General features: G+C 59.5%; 11 protein-coding genes. 4 read left to right on the top strand and 7 right to left on the bottom strand.

The window, feature by feature from the left end; genetic code table 11:
• Positions 1-31 precede the first annotated feature (31 nt).
• The 3 genes from NTD87_RS10175 to msrA all read left to right on the top strand — a co-directional run bounded on the left by NTD87_RS10175 (position 32) and on the right by msrA (position 5270).
• Entirely contained in the window at positions 32-1435 is a 1404-nt protein-coding gene (locus NTD87_RS10175; protein ID WP_262113665.1) for an alkaline phosphatase D family protein, read from the top strand.
• Between the two features lie 416 nt (positions 1436-1851).
• Positions 1852-4545 carry a GGDEF and EAL domain-containing protein gene (locus NTD87_RS10170; protein ID WP_262113663.1) on the top strand — a complete coding sequence of 898 codons (2694 nt, stop codon included), beginning with the start codon at positions 1852-1854 and terminating at the stop codon, positions 4543-4545.
• A gap of 77 nt (positions 4546-4622) precedes the next feature.
• The gene (gene msrA, locus NTD87_RS10165) at positions 4623-5270 is read left to right on the top strand and encodes a peptide-methionine (S)-S-oxide reductase MsrA (protein WP_262113661.1); all 648 of its coding nucleotides are present in this window, start codon (positions 4623-4625) and stop codon (positions 5268-5270) included.
• A 209-nt stretch (positions 5271-5479) separates the two neighbouring features.
• On the opposite strand, the gene NTD87_RS10160 is transcribed toward msrA, so the two are convergent.
• From NTD87_RS10160 to putP, 7 genes are all read right to left on the bottom strand, one after another.
• Positions 5480-6316 (bottom strand): 23S rRNA (adenine(2030)-N(6))-methyltransferase RlmJ, encoded by an 837-nt coding sequence (locus NTD87_RS10160; protein ID WP_262113659.1) that lies wholly within the window; start codon positions 6314-6316, stop codon positions 5480-5482.
• A gap of 312 nt (positions 6317-6628) precedes the next feature.
• Positions 6629-6952 (bottom strand): hypothetical protein, encoded by a 324-nt coding sequence (locus NTD87_RS10155; protein ID WP_262113657.1) that lies wholly within the window; start codon positions 6950-6952, stop codon positions 6629-6631.
• Between the two features lie 369 nt (positions 6953-7321).
• The gene (locus NTD87_RS10150) at positions 7322-7609 is read right to left on the bottom strand and encodes a contact-dependent growth inhibition system immunity protein (RefSeq protein WP_262113656.1); all 288 of its coding nucleotides are present in this window, start codon (positions 7607-7609) and stop codon (positions 7322-7324) included.
• Positions 7609-12276, bottom strand: coding sequence for an RHS repeat protein (locus NTD87_RS10145; RefSeq protein ID WP_262113655.1), 4668 nt, complete (start codon positions 12274-12276; stop codon positions 7609-7611). The genes NTD87_RS10150 and NTD87_RS10145 overlap by 1 nt, the downstream gene beginning before the upstream one ends.
• Positions 12276-13013 (bottom strand): DUF4123 domain-containing protein, encoded by a 738-nt coding sequence (locus NTD87_RS10140; protein ID WP_262113654.1) that lies wholly within the window; start codon positions 13011-13013, stop codon positions 12276-12278. Before NTD87_RS10140 ends, NTD87_RS10145 begins: the two co-directional genes overlap by 1 nt.
• Positions 13003-15018: a type VI secretion system tip protein VgrG gene (locus NTD87_RS10135; protein WP_262113653.1), complete on the bottom strand. Its 2016-nt coding sequence runs from the start codon at positions 15016-15018 to the stop codon at positions 13003-13005. Before NTD87_RS10135 ends, NTD87_RS10140 begins: the two co-directional genes overlap by 11 nt.
• Before the next feature lie 419 nt (positions 15019-15437).
• Complete coding sequence (gene putP / locus NTD87_RS10130; protein WP_262113651.1) at positions 15438-16922, bottom strand: sodium/proline symporter PutP; 1485 nt, start codon at positions 16920-16922, stop codon at positions 15438-15440.
• A 460-nt stretch (positions 16923-17382) separates the two neighbouring features.
• Between putP and putA the strand changes: the two genes are divergently transcribed.
• Entirely contained in the window at positions 17383-21336 is a 3954-nt protein-coding gene (putA, locus tag NTD87_RS10125; protein ID WP_262113649.1) for a trifunctional transcriptional regulator/proline dehydrogenase/L-glutamate gamma-semialdehyde dehydrogenase, read from the top strand.
• The last annotated feature ends 66 nt before the right edge of the window (positions 21337-21402 follow it).

Raw genomic sequence — 21402 nt, 5'->3', positions numbered from 1 at the left:
TTTCACAGTTACATTTCGAACGGACTCGAAAATGTTTAAACCTACTGTCGGCCCGATTATTGGTCACACAACAACTAACCATGTACGCATCTTTTTACGCGGCGAGGTAAAAAAACACTCTCCGGTATTTGCTGGAATACGTTATCGCCGCGCCGGCGATGCACACTGGTCCAAAGGTCTTTTTGTTGCCCTGACGCCATTACGTGACATGTCCGACGTTATCGCGCTTAATAACCTTGCCCCCGATACCGCCTTCGAATACCAGGCCGGCTGGTTCAGCACCATGAGCCCGGTGCACACCGTGGAAACGGTACAGGAGCTACCCCTGCAATGGCCGAAAGAGATCTACCGCTTTCGCACCGCATCGAGCAAAACCAATGCAGCACGTGGCTATGTCGTTGGCTCATGCCGTTACCTGCGCATGACGCTGGGCGTACCGTCGGCCCCCGCCAAGGGCGACAGGATATTTGCCGCCATCAACGTTCTGGCCGAAAAATCATCGCCCCCCATCAGCGCCCTGTTGATGACGGGTGATCAGGTTTATGTGGATGACCTGAACTTTCTCAGCCCTGACCGGGAATTCAAAGAAATCATCAGCAAGTATCGCGCCGCCTTTTCCCAGCCTCACATCCAGAAGTCAATGGCATCACTTGCGACTTATATGATTCTGGATGACCACGAAATAGAAGATAATTGGCCCGCCAACGAAAGCGCAGCCGACAAGCTCCTCTATAAGAATGCAATGGCCGCTTATGAGTTGTATCAGGCCAGTCATAGCCCTGTTCACGAGTTACTGCCTGACGGGCAACCAAGCCGCGAACTTAAGCATTACTGGTATCAGTTCTCCAATGGCGATATCGAATGGTTCGTGACCGACAGTCGAACCCGGCGCACGCTTTCGGCCGATGATCGACGCATCCTCGATGCCGAGCAGGAACAAGCACTGCTCAAATGGCTGATCAACAGCCCGGCACGGGTCAAGTTCGTGGTCACCAGCGTGATGTTCTACCCCGACCGCAAGCACCATGGCGACGATGCCTGGAAAGCCTTTCCCGAGCAGCGTCTGCGCCTGCTGGAAACCATCCGGACCCACAAGATCAAGAACGTCATTTTCGTATCCGGTGACGTTCATGGCTCCCTCACAAGCCGCCTGAGCCATAGCGAAGACCCCGACTTCGAGGTTCACACCATCGTCTCATCACCCCTGTGCAACAGCGCACTGCTGCCCTACGCCAAAGCCTCGACTTTCATACTCGACCAGCCGCTGGTGCGGACCGCTGCCGGCGACTATCACCACCAACTGACCAGTCATGTGGTCAGCCAGGACAACTTCGCCCACCTGGTGGTCGACACGCAGCACATTCAGGTGACTTACCACGACGCCGATGGCAAAGCCCTGCAATCAATAAGCATCGCGCTGCGCAGCGATCTGTAAAAGGGTTCACTCGCCTTCGACGTAGCAGCTGCCGAGCCCGCGAGGCTGCGTTCGGCTCGGTCCGCGCTCGGGCGAAGCAGTCGTTGAATCAGCTAGCGAGCTCTTCCAGGCAAACCGCGCACTCAGGATTTGCGAGGACTTCGTCCTCGAACGCAGCCTCGCGGGCTCGACAGCTGCTACGGGAGCTACGGGAGCTACGGGAGCTGGCGCAGGTTGTGTTTCTGGCGCCAACTATCTGATCCTCAATCGTTTCAGCAGCTTATTGCAGAAATGCCGCCGCCTGCCGATACATTCTTATAGCACTTAGCCTCCATCCTCACTTGTCAGTCTGTGCCGCATGATGCAACCTTGCCGCAGGCAACAGTAAAGAGGGCGCGAGCCCGGCGCGATCAGCATTTTCGAAGCGAGTTTCTTCCATGAAAAGCCATCCCGATGCCGCCAGCCGTATGGTGGCCGAGGTAGTGACGCAGTTGCCTGTGCCCTCGCGGCTCGGCATGCTGCGTTTCGAACGGCTGAATGAAGCAAGCTGGGCGCTGCTGTTCCTTGATCCTAATTGCGAACGCCAGTTCGGTTTGCCCGCTGTCGAGCTCTGCGCTCTGGTCGGCTCACCCTATGCGAGCCTGATGGAGCCCGAAGCGCGCTATCAACTGCACGATGCGATCCAGCAGCAATTGACTGCAAGCCCGCATTACCTGATCCGCTACACGCTGCACACCGCCCAGGGCTCCCTCAGCCTGCTCGAATTGGGCGAAGCCTACAAACAACACAATCGCCACCTGCTACGCGGCTATCTGCTGGTGGTGGACGGTTTGTTTACCGATGATCCGCTGCTGCCAGCGCTGGACCTGGAAACCCAGAATTCGCGCCTGCAAATTGCCCTGGAACTGAATCAGCGTGCCCAGCAGGAACAATTGCTGCATCTGGAACGGGTTCGCGCTCAACAGGACCTGATCCTGCTGCTTGCCCGCCAGCGCTACAGCACCGGCAACTCCCTGCAAGAAGCCGCCGAACTGATCACCCGCAGCGCCTGCGACATCTACGAAATCGACTCCGCGAGCCTGTGGAATCTCGAAGGTCAGCAGTTGGTGCCGATTTCCGCGTACCACCGTGCCTCTCAAGAGTACCGGATGCCGGACGTGATCGACGCCAGCAGCTTCCCGGACTATCTGGAAGCCTTGCACACCAGCCGCGCAATCGACGCGCACAACGCCATGCGCGACCCGCGTACCCGGGAAATGGCCGAGAGCCTGCGCCCGCGTGACGTCAACGCCATGCTCGACGCCAGCATCCGCATCGACGGCCAGGTGGTGGGCGTGCTGTGCCTTGAGCAAATCGGTATGACCCGCGCCTGGCAGTCGGACGAGATCGCCTTCGCCGGCGAGTTGGCCGACCAGTTCGCCCAGGTCATCAACAACCACAATCGCCGCACCGCCACCAGCGCCCTGCACCTGTTCCAGCGCGCGGTCGAGCAAAGTGCCAACGCCTTTTTGCTGGTCAACTGCGACGGTGTGGTCGAGTACGTCAACCCGAGCTTCACTGCAATTACCCAGTACAGCACCGAAGAAGTCCATGGCCATCGGCTGTCGGAACTGCCGGCGCTGGAAAATCTCAGCGAGCTGCTGTTCGACGCCCCCTCAAGCCTGGCCAAGAGCAACAGCTGGCAGGGCGAATTCAAGAGCCGGCGCAAAAACCTCGAACCGTACTGGGGCCAGCTGTCGATCTCCAAAGTCTACGGCGACAACCGTGAACTGACCCACTACATTGGCATCTACGAAGACATCACCCAGACCAAGCTCGCCCAGCAACGTATCGAGCGCCTGGCCTACACCGACAACCTGACCAACCTGGGCAACCGTCCGGCGTTCATCCGCAACCTCGACGAGCGTTTCGCCCGCGACAGCGACAGCCCGATCTGCCTGCTGCTGGTGGACATCGACAACTTCAAACGAATCAATGACAGCCTCGGCCACCAGACCGGCGACAAACTGCTGATCAGCCTGGCCCGGCGGCTGCGTAACAGCCTGAGCCCGAGCGGCAGTCTGGCGCGTTTCGCCAGTAACGAGTTCGCGGTGCTGCTGGACGACACCCACCTTGAAGCCGGCCAACACATCGCCAGCCAGTTGTTGATGACGCTGGATAAACCGATGTTCGTCGACAACCAGCTGATCAGCGTCACCGGCTCCGTGGGCCTGGCCTGCGCGCCATTGCACGGTCGTGACCCGCAGACGTTGATGCGCAACGCAGGGCTCGCGCTGCACAAGGCCAAAGCCAACGGCAAACATCAGGTTCAGGTATTTACCGAAGCGCTGAACGCCGAGGCCAGCTACAAGCTGTTCGTGGAAAACAACCTGCGCCGCGCCCTGACCCAGAACGAGCTGGATGTGTTCTACCAGCCCAAGCTGTGCCTGCGCTCCGGGCGCTTGCTGGGGATGGAAGCCTTGCTGCGCTGGAACCATCCGGAAAAGGGCATGATCCGCCCGGATCAGTTCATCAGCGTTGCCGAAGAAACCGGCCTGATCATTCCCATCGGCAAATGGATCGCCCGTCAGGCCTGCCGCATGAGCAAAGAGCTGACCGCCGCCGGGCTGGGCAACTTGCAGGTGGCGATCAACCTGTCACCCAAGCAATTCTCCGACCCGGACCTGGTGTCATCGATTGCCAACATCCTCAAGGAAGAACAGCTGCCCGCGCGCTTGCTGGAGCTGGAACTGACCGAAGGCCTGCTGCTGGAAGCCACCGAAGACACCCACTTGCAGCTCGACCAACTCAAGCGCCTGGGCCTGACCCTGGCCATGGACGACTTCGGTACCGGTTACTCGTCGCTCAGTTACCTGAAGAAATTCCCGATCGACATCATCAAGATCGATCGCAGCTTCATCCATGAAATCCCGGACAACCAGGACGACATGGAAATCACCTCGGCAGTGATCGCCATGGCTCACAACCTCAAGCTCAAAGTGGTCGCCGAAGGCATCGAAACCTCCGAACAGCTGGCGTTCCTGCGCCGCCATCGCTGCGACGTAGGCCAGGGCTACCTGTTCGACCGGCCGATCCCCGGCGCCGAGCTGATCGCGAAGCTCAAACGCTACCCGCGTGGCCCAATCGCCTGACAGCGCTGTAACACTCGGGCACACTGTGGGTCTTATTGCGTATATCGCTCATCCCAACCTGACTGAGAGGACTGATCATGGTTCTGCGCTCGGAAATTCTGGTGAACAAAAACGTGCTCCCGACTAAAGAACAAGCTCTGCCTGGCCGCGAAACCCCGATGACCGTGCCCGAAAAACACTTCGTCCACGACGCCCCGCTACTGGGCCCGTTCGTGACCGACGTGGAATTCGCAATCTTCGGCCTGGGTTGTTTCTGGGGCGCGGAACGCAAATTCTGGCAGCGTGAAGGCGTAGTCAGCACCGCCGTGGGTTACGCCGGCGGCTTTACCCCGAACCCGACGTATGAAGAAGTCTGCTCGGGCCTGACTGGCCACAGCGAAGTCGTACTGGTGGTCTACGAGCCGGCAAAAGTCAGCTACGAAGCGCTTCTGAAGATGTTCTGGGAACTGCACAACCCGACCCAGGGCATGCGCCAGGGTAACGACATCGGCACGCAGTACCGTTCGGTGATCTACGCCACCAACCCGACTCAGCTGGCAGCCGCCAAGCACAGCGAGCAGGTGTTCCAGACCGAACTGACCAAGGCCGGCAAAGGCACCATCACGACCGAAATCGAAGAAGCCCCGACGTTCTACTTTGCCGAGGCCTATCACCAGCAATACCTGGCGAAGAACCCTGAAGGGTATTGCGGGATTGGCGGTACGGGCGTGACCTGCCCGATTTGATTTACTGCCTCTGAACAGCTTCGCGAGCAGGCTCGCTCCCACAGGTCATGTATCGACGTCACTTGTGGCGAGGGAGCTTGCTCCCGCCGGCCGGTCCGCGCTCGGGCGAAGCAGTCGTAAATCGGTGTGCACTCTCTATTTGAAAGAACGTTGTCGCCGATTTTAGGGCCGCTTCGCGGCCCAGCGGGAGCAAGCTCCCTCGCCACACATTACTCAGCAATCAACCAATCCATCTGCCACCCGCCCTGGGTCTGCCCAAGCTTCTTGGACAACCACGGCAGCAACTCGCGCAATTCTTCTTCCAGCCCCCACGGCGGATTGGCAATCGCCAACCCGGAACCGTTGAGGCTGTTCGGCGTATCCAGCGGATGCACCAACAACTCCACGCGCAACAACTTCGGCGCGCCGGTGCCAGCCAGGTCCTGGTAGAAACGACGCAACAGGCGCTGATCCTTCACCGGGTACCAGATCGCCGCCACGGTTTGGCGCATCCGGCCAATCGCCTCTTTCAGCGACGCGGCACAACGCTGCATCTCATCGAGCTGCTCGAACGGCGGATCAATCAGCATCAACCCACGCTTCTCCGGCACCGGCAACAACGCCCGCGGCACATGCCAGCCTTCGCCCAAGTGCACTTTGACCCGGCGATCGCCCTTCATGTTGTCCTTGAGCAGCAGCCCGTCTTCCGGGTGTTTCTCGTTGAGCAACACCCGGTCCTGCGGACGGGTCAAACGCCGCGCCAACTCCGGCGAGCCTGGGTAGTAGCGCAACTCGCCATCCGGGTTCATTTCATGCAAGACGCGCATGTAATCGGCGGTCAGCGGTGGCAGATCCTGCTCACCCCACAAGCGTGCGATACCTTCCAGGTATTCACCGGTACGGCTCGCCTGGTCGCCCTGCAGGTCATACAGACCAATGCCGGCGTGAGTGTCGAGATAGGCAAACGGCTGCTCCTTGCGCGACATCAAGGCGATGAGGCGGGTCAAAGTCAGGTGTTTGAACACATCGGCGTGATTGCCGGCGTGGAAGGCGTGACGATAATTCATGGCTGCTCCTGCGAAGGAGGCGAAGTTTACCTTGTACCGCGCCCAGCGTCAGGGGTTCACAGCCGAGCGGAAGATCGACGCACCACCTGTGGCGAGGGCGCTTCCCCAAATGCCAGTCAGTTAAGCGCTCCCACAGGTTTGTGCCTTAACTGACAGGCATTGGGGCTTGCCCCCGCTGGGCCGCAAAGCGGCCCCAAAACCGGCGATCACCTTTTTCAGACATATCGCATTCGCCGGGATTACGACTGCTACGCAGCCGAGCGGGGCGGTGCGGCGTTCCGACAAGCCCCCTCGCCACAAAACCGCGTAACGTTACGTCGAAGGCCGCTTCTGCAACCGCCGCCCGATCACATCCAGCAGATCGCAACCATCGCGCAGCGGAATGGCACACAGCAACGCAAAGTCATTCAGAATCACCGAATCACTGGCAATCTCCCCGCGCATGGCCAGGTTTTCAAGCACCTGAGTCACGGCGCGAATGCGATAACCGGCAGCGTCATGCAGGATATCCAGCGGCGCGTGGGTGTCGACGAACAGGGTGGGCATGTCGCTGCAGTTGCTGGTGAGGGCCATGTAGCGGTTGGAAGGATGGGAAGTTGGCGGAACGTAGGGTGGATCGGGATTAAGTGCGGTCATTGTTCTGACTCCTAACGTATGGATTGAAGCCGCCAGACATCACTTCCACGCAATAGGTGGCGGCTGTACGCAGGTGTGGAAGACCGGGACGTTAGGCACCCGGCGCACTCGAAAGCGCCCCGCGCACAGCCACCATAAAACTCAGACGATAAAAAACGCCGAACTGGTGGCGCTTTGTGCGCCTAACGATAGAAGGGCTTCCACGCCCTGTCACTGAATTTGCAGTGACACCCAAAGGCTATCGATGAAGCCCATCACGCACCAGTTCATGCACACCACCACAACGTGCGGGAAATCTCCGACGACCTTGACCGGAGATTACGTTGCCCCCTCATCCGATGCCTTCAGTAAGTCAGTCAAGGTCCATAGCTAGAGCATGGCCAAAACATGTTCCAACCAAGCTTTTCCTGAGGACCACGCATAGGGGTAATAGTAGGAACATCCAATTTCATCAAACAAAAATGTCTGTAATTCCTCTTCACTTTGGATAGTACGCAAAACGACTTGCAACTCGTCCTTCACTTGAGAAATATTTTCTAGAGATGAGTCAGCAACAAACGACCGAATTACATCATCTACGGTTTCGTGATCACAAGCCCAATCCTGATGGAGGTAGCCAGCCAAAAACTGAAATAGCGCTGGAAATTTTGTGCTCATTACTCTGCATACCCCGTATGTATTCGATAACCGTCGGGTAATCGCTTGTCCCTGCGCAAAATTAGAAACACCCCGGAAGCAGGCGCTATGTTAGATGCTTTACGCCTTAAAACAACACCGACTGGATAAGGGACAGAATCACTAATAATGATCTGGCTATCCCTACTCTTCATGAATTTTGCTATTTGCGCCTTATTTGTCGCTAACACACTAGAGATGGATTTTTCCGCCGTCGCCCGATCATAGAAAGTAGATGCCCTGCCGAGCCATGGCTCCGCAGTAAGCCTCTGTGCTAACTGCGCTTCGGTCCGACCAATATGCTTCGCAATAAGATGTCCTCCTTGAGCCTCATGTACCGCCAAGCCCCCACCAGGAACAATTTCGCTGAACGGCCCATCAGCGTCTATATCGCCAGGGCACGACTTACAAGCCAACCCCAACGGATCAACCCACCCCGTCGGATTCGGGGTGTACTGGTAGCCGTTTAGCCCGCCCGCCAACTTGATCGGGTCGGGCGTCAGATAGCGGCCGATGTCCGGATTGTAGTAGCGATGCCGGTTGTAGTGCAGGCCTGATTCGGCGTCGAAGTATTGGCCTTGAAAGCGCAGCGGCTGTTCGAGTTGCTCGCCGCCAAAGTGCTTCAGGCTGGCGAGTTTGCCGTAGGCCTTGTAGGTGGCGGACCAGACGATCTCGCCGCTGTAGTCGGTCAGTTCCTGCGGTGTGCCGAGGTGGTCGAGTTGGTAGTAGAACGGGCAGGCCTTGCGCGGGCCTTTGCCGTCGAGCATCGCCAATGGGCGGAAGCTGCCGGGTTCGTAGAGGTAGCTGCGGTAGTGCTCTTTGCTGCTTTCGGCGACGAGGTTGTCGCCTTGCCAGAAGAACTCGGTGGTGTGGCCGTCGACGGTTTTGGCGATGCGGCGGCCAAAGGCGTCATAGCGGTAGCTGGCGGTTCTGCCATCCGGCAGCGTGATGCCGATCAACCGGTGCTGGCAGTCGTAGCGGTATTCGGTGACCAGTTTTTGCCCGGTGCCACGACGTTCGCGGATCAGGTTGCCGAAGGCGTCGTAGTCGTAATGGCGGTCGCCTTGCAGCAGCAGGCGGTTGCCCTGGATTTTCGTCGGACCGGGGCGGTCCTGCATGATCAGGTTGCCCGCCGGGTCGTGAGCGAAGGTTTCCGGTGGATTGTCGCGGGTGTGACGGACGCGGGTCAGGCGGTTCAGCGGGTCGTACTGGTAGCTGCGTTGGCCGTGACGGGTGTCGGCGATGTGATCGAGATTGCCGTTGGCGCTGTAGGCATAGTCACGGCGGTACAGGTTTTTTTGCTGTTGGCTGACGGCGTGGGCTTGCAGACGTCCCTGATCGTCGTAGGCGTATTCGCTGAGCAGCAGGCCTTGCTGGCGCTGTCGCTCGCGGCCGAATTCGAACTGATGGCTGGTGAGTCGTGCGCCGTTGAGGTCGATGGCCGTCAGCGCACCGCCCTTGGCGTGGTGGTAATCGAGTTTGCTGTTGTCCGGCAGGCGCAAGTGATTGAGCTGGCCGCAGGCATCGTAGCCATAGCGCAAGGTGCCCCAGCCTTGGTGTTCGGTGATCAGCCGGTCCTGCTGGTCGTACTCGAATTCCAACGGGTGGTCGTGGCCATTATCGACGCTGACCAGTCGGCCGAGGCTGTCGTAGCAATACTCGACGTTGACGCCATCGGGCAGGGTCTTGACCAGCAACCGCCCTGCCGAGTCCCGCTCATAAGCCGTCACCCGCTGCGAACCGTCATCACCGAACTCGGTTTTTTCCAGCAGGTGGCCGTTGAGGTCGTAGGCGTAGGCGGTGCGGCGACCGTCGAAACCGGTTTCCTGTCGGATCAGGCCATTGGGCGTGTAGTCCAGCTGATACTTTTCGCCGGATTCGTTTTCGATTTCCGTGAGTAACAGCTGCGCGTTGTCGTAGCGGTACTTCAGTTGCGTGCCGTCAGCATTGATCCGGCGGCTGACCAGGTGCAAATCGTCGGCGTATTCGTAGCGGGTGACACGGCCCAGTTCATCGCGTTCGGCGGTGATTTTTCCGTAGGCGTTGTAGCTGAAGGCGCGGGTTGCGCCGCTGGGCAACGTCGTTTGAAGCAGTCGTCCGACGGCATCCCATTGGTAGTGGGTGACGGCACCGTGTTCGTCCTGACGAGTAATCTGTCGACCCAGCACGTCATAGGTGAAGCGCCGCTGCCCACCCTCCGGCAACGTCTCTTCGAGCAGCTGTCCCAACGCATTCCAGACAAAGACATGACGGCTGTTGTCCGGAAAACGGATCGACAGCAACCTGCCTTTTTCGTCGTAGTGATAGTGGGTGACATGGCCGTCGGGATCAGTCGCCTCGGTAACATCGCCCTGAGCATTGCGCCCATAGGTCCAGACCGCTTTGCCGCGATAGCGCGCATGCAAATAACCGTCGCGGTACTCGTAGGCCGTCGGTTCGTCTTCCGGCGGAATCAGCGCGACAAGCCGTCCGACCTCGTCGTAACGGTATTCAGTGACGGCGCCAAGCGGATCCTGCTCGGCAATCAGCCGACCCTTTTGGTCATAGGCCTTGAGATGTTCGCCACCATCGAGCTCGACCTTACGCACCAATCGTGCCCGGTCGTCGTGGACGTAAACCTCCTCACTACCATCGAGGTTCTGAACCGTGACACTGCCCTGATCATCCCAGACATAACGCGCGTCCATCTGCGAAAACGACGCCCAGTGCCGAATGCATCTGGCAGCCTTGCCGGACCTTTCCCACTCCCAGAAGTAGCTCGCCCCACCGGCCAATTGCCGCTGCACAATCACGTGCTGATCGTCGTAGTCGTAGCGCTCGCTTTCGGCGGCGGCGTTGGTCGCTTCGATCAGTTGATCACGTTCGTCGTAGCGATAACTGACCAGCGTCTGCTCAGTCTTCCAGGCTTCATCAAGGCTGTCGGCCGGGCGAAAGACCTGATAGTCGACGGCGATCAAATGACTGCGGTCATAGCGCAACAACAAGGCGCGACCGGTACCATTGTCGAGGCGCTTGATACGCTCCTGACGGTCGTGGGTGATGCGCAGTCGGTTGTCGTAGCCGTCGCTGATGGTCGTCAGCCGACCATTATGAAAGTGGTAGAAACGCGTTTCGTCGCCGGCCTGGGCCAGGATCAGTTCGTCAGGCTCATCGCCCAGATAAATCGCCGCCCGCGAGAGGCTGTTGTGGATCGCCGGGCGTTCGTTATTCGGCAGCGGGAAGGTGGTGCGACGGTTCTCATGGTCAATCCAGATCACGCTGTCGCCGTCGATTTCCAGTCGATGGGCGAGGCTATGACTCCAGCCGAAACCGAGGCCGCAATCGATCTCGGCGGCACTGGTACGATAGAGCCGGGTGAAGTCGAACGGCAGAATCCCGTCCAGAGAACCGTCATTCAGGGTCAGCAGTTCTTCGCCGGTGACCATCGACACCGGGCATTTGTTGGTCGCGGTTTTATTCGCCGAATCGGCGCTGTCGCCGTTGGGGTTTTTCGCCTGAGTCGGGACGTCGACGTGAGGCTCGTCTTTTTTTAGCGTGGTGTTCTTGCGGCCATTCCAACGCAGCTGCATCCGGCCTTTTTTCAGACCCGCCGCGACGCCTCGGGCGGCGACTTTTTTGTAGCGGTCGACGTAGCTGATGACGCTGTTGATGATCGTGAAAATCGCTTTGACCAGGCGCAGCACGGCGCCAAGAAGCTGTGCGCTGCGTTCGGCCAGACGCATCGTCAGATAGGCGATGCCTGCACCCGCCCCGGCGAAGGTCAGGACGATGCCGATCAGAATGTCGATGAGCAACTGCACCACCACCGTCGACACGGCCTCGGCGGTTTTGCCGGCGATCTCGCTGGGTGGCAGCATCTCCAGCCAGAGACTGGCTGTGCGCAGCAGTAAGCACAGCGCGGCTTCGTCACCGGCCAGCAGTTGCACCCTCTCCATCTCTACCGGAAATTTTTCGGCCAGTTCGCTCAGTTGATCGACACTGGCGCCAAGGCGCTCAAGGTGTTTGCCAGGATTCTTGAGGATGTCCGACAGCAGGCTGATGCTGTCCCAAACACCCTGGATAGCAGCCCAACTTCCCGCGAGCATTCCATTGCCCACCGCTGCCAACGAGGCCGACGCCGATTGCTGTGACCACTGTGGCTTGAACCCTTTCCACTCGCTACGCAGCCAGTCTTCCAGTTCTTTGGTCAGGCCGTCGTAAGAGGAAAAAAGCTCATCGACCTGGTCCGGGGTCACTTCACTGTGGACATGAACGCGATAGAACTTCCCGGCGGCGCCCTTAAACTGCCCCTTGCCGTTTTCATCAAGCGTGACAGGTGTCTTTTCACCGCCCTCCACGGCAATTACATCGACCTGAATATTGCCCAGTGGAATGTCATAAACCGATTCGAACTTGCTCTCGATTTGCAGAACCCCATTGGCCGGACACTGCGCAACGCTGGAGAAAAAGTCGTTATCACTACGGCCCACCGTCGTGCTGGTATTGCCCAGTTTGATCACCCGGTCCATGTCCAGCAGCGAGGGCATGTCCGTGGCGCGACTGACCTTGTCAGCGGCCCGACTGAACCAGTGATTGAGTTGTTCGCGATAGAGGCTGAGGGTGTCTTTGAAGCTGTCGAGTTCCTGCTCGATGCGGACGATCTGATCCATCAGTTCAGCTCTGCCATCAGGTATGCCAGCAACTCGGCTATCGGTGCCTCTGGCAGGTCGGACGCCTCAAGAAAGATCGCGACCTTGCGTCGTAAAACGCTTTCGGAAAACGCCTCGTACAAGTCTGGGCGATCCTCGCTCAGCCACTTCAGCAGGTTGTTGACTCGGGTGACGACGGCCTCGGTACCGAGCTGTTCCAGCAGCGATCCAGAGACTTCCCACCATGGAAAAACCCTGGAGGTTTTCAGCGCATTTCCACCGATTTCGAGTTCCTGGCCATTGATCAGGCATCGACCAATCACCGGCATCAGTTGCACGGTGTCGACCTCGGCAGACTGAAGAATCGGCAGCAGATAACGTCCGTCCCAGAAGCGGAAAAACACCGCGTTGCCGTTGGGTAACAGGGCTTGCGTGAGGCTGCGCAGATGATCGACCAGCACCTCTTGAGGGGCAGAAGAAACCGCCAGCCAACCCCAGTCGCGAGATTCAGTGGTGGCGACCCAATCCAGAAACTGACTGCCAGGCAGGACGATGCCGACATAGGGCATTACCGGCTCCCACTCGGCGTAGGCGGTGTCGGCCCATATCGGGCTCGGCGCTTTTGCCGTGATCGAGCGTTGCCAGGTTTTAAAGGGTTCAGCGGCGCTGGCGCTGCTGAAAATCGCGAAGAGTTGCTCTGACGGTTTGAGGGGTTGGCTTGCCAGCCATTCGTGGGGTGACAGGCGATCAGGCTGCACAGACACCCTCCTTGCAACGCTCGCATTCTTCGCAGAATGGCGCATCACTTTGCAGGCTGAGTATCTGCGCCACAGTCAGTACCGCTGGCACGGCAGCGCTCAGTTTCTCGGGCACTCCCGGCAACAGTGGCGTTGCCACCATCGACGCCATGGGCGCCCCGCCCACCTGAATCGGCACGCTGCTGAAAATCCCTGCGGCACTGATGCTGATCCACTGCCCGCCGGCCTGAATGGTTGCGCTGGCGCCACCGTCGATGACCACTTGCTGGCCGGCGCTGACGTGGAATTGCTGACTGGCGTTCAACGCCTGACTGTTCACCCGGATATGCCGGTCGCCGGTCACCACCAGGTGATCGTCCTGCTTCAGCTCGGTCAGGCGATTGCCATGGGTGATGCGCTGTTCGTCAGCCTTCAGTTCATGGCTGGAACTGCCGGCGACTACGACCCGGCGCTGGTTGTCCACTTGCACACGCTGGTCATTGAGCACGTGCTGGGTCCAGTCGCGTTGAGCGCGCAGGTAGATTTCCTCGGCACCCTTGCGATCCTCGATCCGCAACTCGTTGTAACCGCCGCCACCGGGGCTGCTCTGACTGCGAAAAATACTTTTGGTGTGGTCGGCTGGCAGGTCGAGCGGCACCTGCGTCGCCGCGTTGGGTAGACACCCCATCACCAGTGGCTTGTCGGCATCGGCGTCGGCAAACCCCACCAGCACTTCCATGCCGACACGCGGAATCAACACGCTGCCATAGCGGTCATGGGCCCAACCGCTGGCTACCCGCAGCCAGCAGCTGGAGTGCTCATTGAGCTGACCGTCGCGATCCCAGGCCAGTTGAACCTTGACCCGGCCGTACTCGTCGCAATGGATTTCGCTGTCAGCCGGGCCCGTCACCACGCCAGACTGATAACCTGCGATGCGGGGTTTCTCGACCAAGGGTGGTCGGAATGGCACCTGCCACGGCGTCGCCAGAAACGTATTGCGATAGCCTTGAAACTCATCCGGTGAAGCACTGCTGACGGACTCTTCCAGTACCTGAGGCTGCCTGCCGCGATGTTCGATCCGAGTCACCAGCCACAGGTCATTCCAGTCGTTGCGCGGGTGATCAGCGATGGGCAGGAAATGCCCACTGACCAGGGCGGATTGATCGCTGAGACCTTCGGCCTGGCGGTAGTCGGCACCGTGACGTTCAAGTGCGCGCTGAGCCAGATGCTTACCGTCAGCGCGATCGGTGAACTGACCTGGGAAGTGGTAGTCCTCCAATACCGGTCGCTGCTCGCTGTCGACCGTGCAGTGCAGCTGCAGACCGGGTTTGTGGAAGTCGTAATCACGACGGGTCACCGCCGTGGTGCGAGTTTCCAGGCGCACATTGAAACGCTTGATCGTCGGCGCGTCGGCCGCCATTCCGCTGCCTGGCAGGTACAGGGTAGGCTCGGGCAACCGGGGGAAAACCGTCTGGTCGTCACCGAACACCAGCAAATGGCCGCTCGGGTTGTGCTGGAAGTGGTAGTGAATGCCGATCTCGGCGCACAACCGCTGAATAAACGCCAGATCGCTCTCGGCGTATTGCACGCAGTACTCGCGCTCCGGGTATTCACCACCGAGCTGGAATTCAAACGCATCGCGCTGGATCCCGTGGTGCTTGAGGATCTGCGTGATGATCGCCGGAACGCTTTTGTGCTGGAAGATTCGCTGGTTGATGCGTTGATCGAGATAGGCCAGTCGCGGCACCAGACTGATCTGGTAGCGGGTCAGGCGCTGGCCGGAGTCGCCTTGGGCGACGCGGTACACCTGACCATGAACACCAGCGCCTTGCCCATCAAAACTGAGGAAGGCCTGACGATGCAGGAGGTCTTCGAGGTCGAGATCCGGGTATTCGCTGACCAGTTCCAGGTCAAAACGATAGGGCTGACTGATGGCTTCCTTGCCCGTGAACTCAAGCACCTTGAGCTCATGCTGGACGCCGTCGAGGGTCAACGTGAAACGCGGTTGATTGGCAGGCGTGAGCATCCAATGTCTCTGAAGCAGAATGAAGGCGGGCGATTCTGCATGAGCGACAAGGGGGGTTGACCGAGGGTCTGAAAAATCAGATTTGTCCTGATTTTTAAGAGAGTTTTCCTTCAGATATCGGGATTAACTACTACAGACATTCCCGCCGGACGGGCTGCACTAACGCCTTCTCGAGCCACAACACAACTTCTGTAGCAGCTGGCGAAGCCTGCGTTCGGCTGCGCAGCAGTCGTAAAATCATTCACCGTATTTGTTCAGATAAACCGCGGAGGGTGGTTTTACGAGCGCTACGCGCCCGAACGCAGGCTGCGCCAGCTGCTACGGGGATCGCGTGATGAGTTGAATCTGCGCTCCAAAAAAAAACGGCCCGCGTCCATCAGGGCTGCGGGCCGTTCTTTATTCAGCGAAGGATCAGAGCATCACTTGTTCAGGTGGAAATCTTTTTCCGCCGCGGCGAAACGCTGCAGCATGCCGGCCGACGGTGCCCCCATTTTGCTGACCAGCAAAATGGCGAGGCTGGCAAAGATGAAGCCCGGGATGATTTCGTACAGACCCAGCAGGTTGAAGTGTTTCCAGACGATCACGGTGAGTGCGCCGACCACGATACCGGCCAGTGCGCCGTTACGGGTCATGCCCTTCCACAGTACCGAGATCAGTACCACTGGACCGAACGCGGCACCGAAGCCGGCCCAGGCGTAGCTGACCAGACCCAGTACGCGGTTTTCCGGGTTGGCGGCCATGGCGATTGCAATCAGTGCAACCGCCAGAACCATGGCGCGACCGACCCAGACCAGTTCAACCTGGGAAGCGTTTTTACGCAGGAAGGACTTGTAGAAGTCTTCGGTCAGGGCGCTTGAGCACACCAGTAACTGGCAACTCAAGGTGCTCATCACCGCAGCCAGAATGGCCGACAGCAGTACACCGGCGATCCATGGGTTGAAGAGGATCTTGGCCAGTTCGATGAACACCCGCTCGTGGTTTTCACTGACCGGCATCGCCACCGCCGGGTTCGCCGAAAAGTAAGCGATACCGAAGAAGCCCACGGCTACAGTGCCACCCAGGCAGAGGATCATCCAGGTCATGGAAATGCGACGGGCGTTGGCAATCGACTTGACCGAATCCGCCGCCATGAAGCGCGCCAGGATGTGCGGCTGACCGAAGTAGCCCAGCCCCCAACCCATCAGCGAAATGATGCCGATGAAGCTGGTGTTTTTCAGCATGTCGAAGTTGCCTGGATCCTGTGCCTCAATGGCCAGGAACGTGGTATCGACGCCGCCAGTGGCCAGCAGCACGATGATCGGCGTCAGCAACAGGGCGAAGATCATCAGCGTGGCTTGAACGGTGTCGGTCCAACTGACGGCCAGGAAACCACCGACGAAAGTGTAGGCAATGGTCGCTGCCGCACCGGCCCACAGTGCAGTTTCGTAGGACATGCCGAAGGTGCTCTCGAACAGACGGGCGCCGGCGACGATGCCAGATGCGCAATAAATGGTGAAGAACACCAGAATCACAACAGCGGAGATGATCCGCAGCAAGCCGCTCTTGTCTTCAAAACGGCTGGAGAAGTAATCCGGCAGCGTCAGCGCGTCACCGTTGTGCTCGGTCTGTACGCGCAGACGACCGGCCACGAACAGCCAGTTCAGGTACGCACCGACGATCAGGCCGATGGCGATCCAGCTTTCCGACAGACCCGACATGTAAATGGCGCCCGGCAGGCCCATCAGCAACCAGCCGCTCATGTCGGAGGCGCCAGCGGAAAGCGCGGTCACCACGCTGCCCAGGCTGCGGCCACCGAGAATGTAGTCAGAAAGGTTATTGGTGGAGCGATAGGCCATGAAGCCGATCAGCACCATGGCGGCGATGTAGATCACAAACGTGATCAGGGTTGGATTGCTTGCACTCATTCAATGACGCCCTGGCTTTGTTTTTATGTCGCAGCGGTCTTTTGAACCGCCGCCAAACGAATACGTTTGAGCGACGATCGGGTAAGCCGCGCATTTATGACTGATGTTTCCCCAGGAAAGCCATCAGCCGATGAACCGCATCAAAGACGGTTGCACCTTGGTGCACGAATGCTATTCAACAAAGCAAATAAGGTGCAACCAGTTTCTTGAGAATAAGTTGCACCTAGTATGAATTTCCTTTTAAACCCCGCTTTTTGCTCCTTTTCGAAGCAAGAAGCTCTGCCACCTACTGCAAAAGGCACCAAGCAAGGGCGGTGTCCGCGTACCAGAATTTATTTCCTGACAAGCTGCCGATTATTCCGACAAAAAAGGGTTGCACCCGGTTGCACCTCTTTCGGCGCACGGCTAATCTTGCCGCCAGCTGATGCCACGCAGTCGTGGCAAACATGAGGATAAAAATATGGCTACCACCACCCTTGGGGTCAAACTCGATGACCCGACCCGCGAGCGCCTCAAAGCCGCCGCGACCTCGATTGATCGCACGCCGCATTGGCTGATCAAGCAGGCGATTTTCAATTACCTGGAAAAACTCGAGGGTGGTGCAACCCTGACCGAACTGAGCGGTTTGACCCGCTCCGAAACCGATGACGGCGCTGAGCCCCACGTCGATCACGCCCATCAGTGCTTCCTCGAATTCGCTGAAAGCATCCTGCCGCAATCGGTGTTGCGCGCCTCGATTACGGCCGCCTACCGTCGTCCGGAACCGGAAGTAGTGCCGATGTTGCTGGAGCAGGCTCGCCTGCCTGCCCCGATGGCCGACGCCACCAACAAACTCGCCGCCTCGATTGCCGAAAAACTGCGCAATCAGAAGAGCGCTGGCGGCCGTGCAGGCATTGTTCAGGGCCTGTTGCAGGAATTCTCCCTGTCGTCCCAGGAAGGCGTAGCACTGATGTGTCTCGCCGAAGCGCTGCTGCGCATCCCGGACAAAGGCACTCGCGATGCACTGATCCGCGACAAGATCAGCACCGGTAACTGGCAGCCACATTTGGGTAATAGCCCGTCACTGTTCGTCAACGCCGCCACCTGGGGTCTGTTGCTGACCGGCAAACTGGTCGCCACCCACAACGAAACCGGCCTGACGTCGTCCCTGAGCCGCATCATTGGCAAAAGCGGCGAGCCGATGATCCGCAAGGGCGTCGACATGGCCATGCGCCTGATGGGCGAGCAGTTCGTCACCGGTGAAACCATCGCCGAAGCGCTGGCCAACGCCAGCCGCTTCGAAGCCAAGGGCTTCCGCTATTCTTACGACATGCTCGGCGAAGCCGCACTGACCGAACATGACGCGCAGAAATACCTCGCGTCCTACGAGCAGGCCATCCACTCGATCGGCAAGGCTTCCCACGGTCGCGGCATTTATGAAGGCCCGGGCATCTCGATCAAGCTGTCGGCCCTGCACCCGCGTTACAGCCGTGCCCAGTACGAACGCGTGATGGACGAGCTATACCCGCGCCTGCTGTCGCTGACCCTGCTGGCCAAGCAATACGACATCGGCCTGAACATTGATGCCGAAGAGGCTGACCGCCTTGAGCTGTCGCTGGATCTGCTGGAACGCCTGTGCTTCGAGCCGCAACTGACCGGCTGGAACGGCATCGGTTTCGTGATCCAGGCCTACCAGAAGCGTTGCCCGTACGTGATCGATTACGTGATCGATCTGGCCCGCCGCAGCCGTCATCGCCTGATGATCCGTCTGGTAAAAGGCGCCTACTGGGACAGCGAAATCAAACGCGCCCAGGTCGAAGGCCTGGAAGGCTACCCGGTCTACACCCGCAAGGTGTACACCGACGTTTCCTACATTGCCTGCGCACGCAAACTGCTCTCGGTACCGGAAGTCATCTACCCGCAGTTCGCCACGCACAATGCCCACACCTTGTCGGCGATTTACCATATCGCAGGGCAAAACTACTACCCGGGCCAGTACGAGTTCCAGTGCCTGCACGGCATGGGTGAACCGCTGTACGAACAGGTTGTAGGCAAGGTTTCCGAAGGCAAGTTGAATCGTCCGTGCCGCGTGTACGCACCGGTCGGTACTCACGAAACCCTGCTGGCGTACCTCGTGCGCCGCCTGCTGGAAAACGGCGCGAACACCTCGTTCGTCAACCGTATTGCCGATCAATCAATCTCGATCCAGGAGCTGGTAGCCGACCCGGTGAGCAGCATCGAGCAGATGGCGACGCTGGAAGGCGGCTTCGGTCTGCCGCACCCGCGTATCCCGCTGCCGCGAGACCTCTATGGCAGCGAGCGCGCCAACTCCAGTGGCATCGACCTGGCCAACGAACATCGTCTGGCCTCGCTGTCCTGCGCGCTGCTGGCCACCGCTCACAACCAATGGAAAGCCGCGCCGATGCTTGGCTGCGCGTCCGGCACTGAAGCCCCGGCACCGGTGCTGAACCCGGCGGACCTGCGTGACGTGGTCGGCCATGTACAAGAAGCCACTGTCGCCGATGTCGACAACGCCATCCAGTGCGCACTCAACGCCGCGCCGATCTGGCAGGCCACGCCACCGGCCGAACGTGCCGCGATCCTCGAACGTGCCGCCGATTTGATGGAAGGCGAGATCCAGCCGCTGATGGGCCTGTTGGCTCGTGAAGCCGGCAAGACCTTCGCCAACGCCATCGCCGAAGTGCGTGAAGCCGTAGACTTCCTGCGTTACTACGCAGTGCAGGCACGCAACGATTTCACCAACGACGCCCACCGCCCACTGGGCCCGGTGGTGTGCATCAGCCCGTGGAACTTCCCGCTGGCGATCTTCAGCGGTCAAGTCGCTGCCGCATTGGCCGCCGGCAATCCGGTGCTGGCCAAACCGGCTGAGCAGACGCCTCTGGTAGCTGCTCAAGCCGTGCGCTTGCTGCTCGAAGCCGGGATTCCCGAAGGCGTGCTGCAACTGCTGCCGGGCCGCGGCGAAACCGTCGGCGCCCGTCTGGTTGGCGATGATCGGGTCAAAGGCGTGATGTTCACCGGCTCCACCGAAGTTGCGCGCTTGCTGCAACGCAACGTCGCCGGTCGCCTGGACACCCAGGGCCGTCCGATCCCGCTGATCGCCGAAACCGGCGGCCAGAACGCGATGATCGTCGACTCCTCGGCGCTGACCGAACAAGTGGTTATCGATGTGGTGTCCTCGGCCTTCGACAGCGCCGGCCAGCGTTGCTCGGCCCTGCGCGTCCTGTGCTTGCAGGAAGATTCCGCCGACCGCGTGATCGAAATGCTCAAAGGCGCCATGGCTGAATGCCGTCTCGGCAACCCTGAGCGACTGTCCGTGGACATCGGCCCGGTGATCGACGCCGAAGCCAAGGCGGGCATCGAGAAGCACATCCAGGGCATGCGTGAGAAAGGTCGCAACGTCTATCAGGTCGCCATCGCGGACATGGAAGAATGCAAGCGCGGCACTTTCGTGATGCCAACCCTGATCGAACTGGAAAGCTTCGACGAGCTGCAACGGGAGATCTTCGGTCCGGTGCTGCACGTGGTGCGCTACAAGCGCAAAGACATCGACCAACTGATCGAGCAGATCAACGCTTCCGGCTACGGTCTGACGTTGGGTGTGCACACACGCATCGACGAGACCATCGCCAAGGTGGTCGACAACGTCAATGCCGGTAACGTCTACGTCAACCGCAACATCGTCGGTGCTGTGGTCGGTGTGCAGCCGTTCGGTGGCGAAGGCTTGTCGGGTACTGGCCCGAAAGCCGGGGGTCCGTTGTACCTGTACCGCTTGCTGTCGACACGTCCTACCGACGCGATCGAACAGTCCTTCGCTCGTGGCGATGCCCTGAGCGCGCCGGACGTTCGTCTGCGTGACGCCATGAGCAAACCGCTGACCGCCCTGCAAGCCTGGGCTGACAGCAACAAGCTCACCGAGTTGAGTGCACTGTGCGCGCAGTTCGCGGCGCAATCGCAAAGCGGCATCACCCGCACGCTGAACGGCCCGACGGGCGAGCGCAACAGCTACGCCATCCTGCCGCGTGAACACGTGCTGTGCCTGACGGAGGTCGAAGCCGACCTGCTGACTCAGCTGGCGGCGGTTCTGGCCGTGGGCGGCTCGGCGGTCTGGCCGGAAGGAGAACTGAGCAAGGCACTGCTGGCTCGTCTGCCAAAAGAGGTGCAGGCACGCATCATGTTGGTAGCTGACTGGAACAAGGACGAAGTGCTCTTCGACGCAGTCCTGCATCACGGTCACTCCGACCAGTTGCGTGCGGTCTGCCAGCAAGTGGCCAAGCGCGCCGGTGCCATCGTCGGGGTTCACGGCCTGTCGCAAGGCGAAACCGGCATTGCGCTGGAACGCCTGGTGATCGAGCGCGCGCTGAGCGTCAATACCGCTGCGGCGGGTGGTAATGCCAGCTTGATGACGATCGGTTAATCCGTAATACGACCGGGCATTCGCAATGACTGCCCGATTCACTACACCCTGTGGGAGCGAGCCTGC

Origin of the sequence: Pseudomonas sp. 6D_7.1_Bac1 (assembly GCF_025465945.1) — a bacterium.
Lineage (GTDB): Bacteria > Pseudomonadota > Gammaproteobacteria > Pseudomonadales > Pseudomonadaceae > Aquipseudomonas.
The sequence above is the reverse complement of the archived record's forward strand: the minus strand, read 5'-3'. Positions and strand labels throughout refer to the sequence as shown.